Genomic DNA, 4,734 nt, shown 5'->3' with positions numbered 1-4,734 from the left:
GTTGCTGACTCCGTCGCCGCAGGCGATCAAGGATTTCAACGCCTATCTGCGCGACGCCAAGGTAGCGCCCGGACCGGTGGAGAAAATGCATGAACAGCATATGGCGCTATATCTGAGCCATCGTTTCAAATATCGTCGCACTTTCTCGCAGCACCAACCTTACCGCACGGCCAACGCCACAGATAAGGCCGGCTTGAAAGCCACCCAGGATTCGCTGCTTAAGAGTTTAGGACGTTTATATGCTGGCGATCCAATGGCGGCTGATTTTGACCCCCAACGCGCTGCTGTCAGAAAAGATCAAAACTATGGCCGTGTGTTGTTGCCTGCCGAAGGCGGCACGAGGGAGACCACGCCAAGAATAGTGGCGGCACAATTGGACCTGCGCCGTTTGACGCCTGCCATAGAACATTTTCTGGAAACTATATCCATGACTCAATGGCGGGGTTCATGGGGGAGCGGAGGCCTATCTCAACTCGGGCCTGCTGAAGTTCCGCACCGTATTCAAAGGCGAGGAGTAAGCCTTATGAGGAACTGGACGAAATTGAACTCGCGCCCTTACAAACTTTTGCTTGCCTTGCCGCTATTTCTGGCTGCCTGCGGAAAGAAAACACCGCCGTCAGCTACCTGGCGGTCAATCACACCGATAAACCCATAGATTCGATCACCATCAACGATCAGGGCGGCATTCTGAATGTGGATGCGATGGAGGGGGAGGGCGGACGTTTGCTGCGTCACCGTGCCAAAAACCTGGCGTCCGGGGCTGACGGTGAAGATAGCTGGGAGCAAGGCGGCATTTCCTGCGCGACGCCGGCGGCAATTTCGTCATGCGCAATGGCGACAAGGTGTTTTACGATGGGAGCTGGAAATTCAGCACCGTGCCGGTTCCAGAATACACCGCCAAGCAAAGGCAGCATTTCGACATCCATTTCCTGCCGGGCGATCAGGTGATGGTGAAGCTGAGCGATATTCTGCCTTGGCATCCTGACTACAGGCCGATCTACCCGATAGAAAAGAAAGCGGCTTCGCAGTGATGATTGCGCATCCACTCAAGCCGAAGCGCCATTAAGGAAGGTCTGAACAACCTGCCACGCAAACAGAAATGCAATTTCTCGCGGGGGCTTCGGTTGCATTAGACCTACGGAAGGTCTGAACAAGTCTCCAATCTTCCCGTAAACTGACTCCCCCTCAGTCAGATCCAGGACGCCAGCATGCGACAGCAGATGACCTTCACCGATCTCGAACTCGCCGCTAAGAAGAAGCGCACCCGCCGCGAAATCTTTCTGACAGAGATGGATCAGGTCATGCCTTGGGCGCAGCTCGAAGCCGTCATCGATCCAGTGTATCCCAAGCCTGGCAACGGTCGCCGCCCCTACCCGTTGTCCGCCATGCTGCGCGTCTACTGCCTGCAGCACTGGTACAGCCTGTCCGATCCCGCCATGGAAGAAAGCCTGTACGAGATCGCCTCCATGCGCCAGTTCGCCGGCCTCTCCCTGGACGCCGTCCCGGACGAAACCACCCTGCTGAACTTCCGCCATCTGCTGGAAAGCACCAGCTGACCCACGCTCTGTTTACCGCCATCCCACCAGCATCTCTGCGACAAAGGGCTGATGTTGAAGCAAGGCACCATCGTCGATGCCACCCTGATCCACGCGCCCAGCTCCACCAAAAACGCTCAGGGCGAGCGCGATCCGGACATGCATCAAACCAAGAAGGGCAATCAGTGGTACTTCGGCATGAAGGCCCATATCGGCGTCGACGCCCAGTCCGGCTTGGTGCATCACGTGGCCGGCACCCCCGCCAATGTGGCGGATGTCACGATGGTCGATCAGTTGTTGCACGGCGAGGAAATCGATGTGTTTGGCGACGCCGGCTTTGCTGGCGTGCACAAGCGAGCCGAACACCAATCGCGAGCGGTGCGTTGGTGGATTGCGATGAGGCCCGGCCAGCGCAAAGCGCTGACCGATTCAGCCGACGACGGCAGATCCAGCTGGGCGAAATGGTCAAAGCCAAGATTCGGGCCAAGTGGAGCATCCGTTTCGGGTCATCAAGCAGCAGTTTGGCTACCTGAAAACACGCTACCGCGGCTTGAAGAAGAATACCGCGCAACTGATGACGCTGTTTGGGCTGGCCAACATCTGGCTGGCGCGAAAGGCCTTGCTGGCGGCGAGTTGAAAGGGCGGATGGCCCGGAAGCATCCGGTCATCCTCATGGCGCGCGATCTAGAATTGGTAGGTCAATGCAACCGAAGCCCCGCGAGAAATTGCATTTCTGTTTGCGTGGCAGGTTGTTCAGACCTCCCTACCAATTCTAGATCGCGCGCCATGAGGATGACCGGATGCTTCCGGCCATCCGCCCTTTCAACTCGCCGCCAGCAAGGCCTTTCGCGCCAGCCAGATGTTGGCCAGCCCAAACAGCGTCATCAGTTGCGCGGTATTCTTCTTCAAGCGCGGTAGCGTGTTTTCAGGTAGCCAAACTGCTGCTTGATGACCCGAAACGGATGCTCCACTTTGGCCCGAATCTTGGCTTTGACCATTTCGCCCAGCTGGATCTGCCGGTCGTCGGCTGAATCGGTCAGCGCTTTGCGCTGGCCGGGCCTCATCGCAATCCACCAACGCACCGCTCGCGATTGGTGTTCGGCTCGCTTGTGCACGCCAGCAAAGCCGGCGTCGCCAAACACATCGATTTCCTCGCCGTGCAACAACTGATCGACCATCGTGACATCCGCCACATTGGCGGGGGTGCCGGCCACGTGATGCACCAAGCCGGACTGGGCGTCGACGCCGATATGGGCCTTCATGCCGAAGTACCACTGATTGCCCTTCTTGGTTTGATGCATGTCCGGATCGCGCTCGCCCTGAGCGTTTTTGGTGGAGCTGGGCGCGTGGATCAGGGTGGCATCGACGATGGTGCCTTGCTTCAACATCAGCCCTTTTGTCGCAGAGATGCTGGTGGATGGCGGTAAACAGAGCGTGGGTCAGCTGGTGCTTTTCCAGCAGATGGCGGAAGTTCAGCAGGGTGGTTTCGTCCGGGACGGCGTCCAGGGAGAGGCCGGCGAACTGGCGCATGGAGGCGATCTCGTACAGGCTTTCTTCCATGGCGGGATCGGACAGGCTGTACCAGTGCTGCAGGCAGTAGACGCGCAGCATGGCGGACAACGGGTAGGGGCGGCGACCGTTGCCAGGCTTGGGATACACTGGATCGATGACGGCTTCGAGCTGCGCCCAAGGCATGACCTGATCCATCTCTGTCAGAAAGATTTCGCGGGCGGGTGCGCTTCTTCTTAGCGGCGAGTTCGAGATCGGTGAAGGTCATCTGCTGTCGCATGCTGGCGTCCTGGATCTGACTGAGGGGGAGTCAGTTTACGGGAAGATTGGAGACTTGTTCAGACCTTCCGTAGGTCTAATGCAACCGAAGCCCCCGCGAGAAATTGCATTTCTGTTTGCGTGGCAGGTTGTTCAGACCTTCCTTAATGGCGCTTCGGCTTGAGTGGATGCGCAATCATCACTGCGAAGCCGCTTTCTTTTCTATCGGGTAGATCGGCCTGTAGTCAGGATGCCAAGGCAGAATATCGCTCAGCTTCACCATCACCTGATCGCCCGGCAGGAAATGGATGTCGAAATGCTGCCTTTGCTTGGCGGTGTATTCTGGAACCGGCACGGTGCTGAATTTCCAGCTCCCATCGATAAACACCTTGTCGCCATTGCGCATGACGAAATTGCCGCCGGCGTCGCGCAGGAAATGCCCGCCTTGCTCCCAGCCTATCTTCACCGTCAGCCCCGGACGCCAGGTTTTTGGCACGGTGACGCAGCAAACGTCCGCCCCTCCCCCTCCCATCGCATCCACATTCAGAATGCCGCCCTGATCGTTGATGGTGATCGAATCTATGGGTTTATCGGTGTGATTGACCGCCAGGTAGCTGACGGCGGTGTTTTCTTCTCCGCAGGCAGCCAGAAATAGCGGCAAGGCAAGCAAAAGTTTGTAAGGGCGCGAGTTCAATTTCGTCCAGTTCCTCATAAGGCTTACTCCTCGCCTTTGAATACGGTGCGGAACTTCAGCAGGCCCGAGTTGAGATAGGCCTCCGCTCCCCCCATGAACCCCGCCATTGAGTCATGGATATAGTTTTCCAGAAAATGTTCTATGGCAGGCGTCAAACGGCGCAGGTCCAATTGTGCCGCCACTATTCTTGGCGTGGTCTCCCTCGTGCCGCCTTCGGCAGGCAACAACACACGGCCATAGTTTTGATCTTTTCTGACAGCAGCGCGTTGGGGGTCAAAATCAGCCGCCATTGGATCGCCAGCATATAAACGTCCTAAACTCTTAAGCAGCGAATCCTGGGTGGCTTTCAAGCCGGCCTTATCTGTGGCGTTGGCCGTGCGGTAAGGTTGGTGCTGCGAGAAAGTGCGACGATATTTGAAACGATGGCTCAGATATAGCGCCATATGCTGTTCATGCATTTTCTCCACCCGGTCCGGGCGCTACCTTGGCGTCGCGCAGATAGGCGTTGAAATCCTTGATCGCCTGCGGCGACGGAGTCAGCAACTTTTGCACGTTGTCCGTCAATTGGTCCCAGGTTCTCAAAGGCACGCCAGCCTGACGTGCCGCGTCATACATGCGCCGGCCTGGAATCACGCACATCTGGCTATCCTGCGCCAGGACACGCCCAGCTCGCCCGCGGCGTAGCCGCCGCCCACGTCCGAGTGCGAACCGGGATACATCACTTCCAGCGCATTGCCA

Annotated in this window: 4 protein-coding genes and 4 pseudogenes; 4 read left to right on the top strand and 4 right to left on the bottom strand. The window is 57.6% G+C overall.

Annotation, left to right across the window (positions count from 1 at the left end; translation table 11 throughout):
- The 4 genes and pseudogenes from BI343_RS20400 to BI343_RS09945 all read left to right on the top strand — a co-directional run.
- Positions 1 to 655: pseudogene (locus tag BI343_RS20400) on the top strand (hypothetical protein); the annotation flags it as partial.
- A gap of 36 nt (positions 656 to 691) precedes the next feature.
- Positions 692 to 763, top strand: a pseudogene (locus tag BI343_RS20580) (DUF3304 domain-containing protein); the annotation flags it as partial.
- 61 nt (positions 764 to 824) lie between these two features.
- On the top strand, positions 825 to 1,031 hold the full coding sequence (locus BI343_RS20395) for a DUF3304 domain-containing protein (protein WP_071109580.1): 207 nt from the start codon (positions 825 to 827) through the stop codon (positions 1,029 to 1,031).
- Between the two features lie 177 nt (positions 1,032 to 1,208).
- Positions 1,209 to 2,172: pseudogene (locus BI343_RS09945) on the top strand (IS5 family transposase).
- Between the two features lie 185 nt (positions 2,173 to 2,357).
- Here BI343_RS09945 and BI343_RS09940 read toward each other — a convergent pair.
- From BI343_RS09940 to BI343_RS20385, 4 genes and pseudogenes are all read right to left on the bottom strand, one after another.
- Positions 2,358 to 3,324, bottom strand: a pseudogene (locus BI343_RS09940) (IS5 family transposase).
- A gap of 177 nt (positions 3,325 to 3,501) precedes the next feature.
- The gene (locus BI343_RS09935) at positions 3,502 to 4,014 is read right to left on the bottom strand and encodes a DUF3304 domain-containing protein (RefSeq protein ID WP_071108956.1); all 513 of its coding nucleotides are present in this window, start codon (positions 4,012 to 4,014) and stop codon (positions 3,502 to 3,504) included.
- Positions 4,015 to 4,019: 5 nt separating this feature from the next.
- The gene (locus BI343_RS20390; RefSeq protein ID WP_071109579.1) at positions 4,020 to 4,454 is read right to left on the bottom strand and encodes a hypothetical protein; all 435 of its coding nucleotides are present in this window, start codon (positions 4,452 to 4,454) and stop codon (positions 4,020 to 4,022) included.
- On the bottom strand, positions 4,447 to 4,635 hold the full coding sequence (locus BI343_RS20385; protein ID WP_071109578.1) for a hypothetical protein: 189 nt from the start codon (positions 4,633 to 4,635) through the stop codon (positions 4,447 to 4,449). Before BI343_RS20385 ends, BI343_RS20390 begins: the two co-directional genes overlap by 8 nt.
- Positions 4,636 to 4,734 lie beyond the last annotated feature (99 nt).

This window comes from Chromobacterium amazonense (assembly GCF_001855565.1).
GTDB lineage: Bacteria > Pseudomonadota > Gammaproteobacteria > Burkholderiales > Chromobacteriaceae > Chromobacterium > Chromobacterium amazonense.
The sequence above is the reverse complement of the archived record's forward strand: the minus strand, read 5'-3'. Positions and strand labels throughout refer to the sequence as shown.

What these genes read in the sequence shown, in the direction of transcription:
- BI343_RS20395 (WP_071109580.1), top strand. Translation starts at nt 825, where the DNA reads ATGCGCAATGGCGACAAGGTGTTTTACGATGGGAGCTGGAAATTCAGC.
- BI343_RS09935 (WP_071108956.1), bottom strand. Translation starts at nt 4,014, where the DNA reads ATGAGGAACTGGACGAAATTGAACTCGCGCCCTTACAAACTTTTGCTT.
- BI343_RS20390 (WP_071109579.1), bottom strand. Translation starts at nt 4,454, where the DNA reads ATGCATGAACAGCATATGGCGCTATATCTGAGCCATCGTTTCAAATAT.
- BI343_RS20385 (WP_071109578.1), bottom strand. Translation starts at nt 4,635, where the DNA reads ATGTGCGTGATTCCAGGCCGGCGCATGTATGACGCGGCACGTCAGGCT.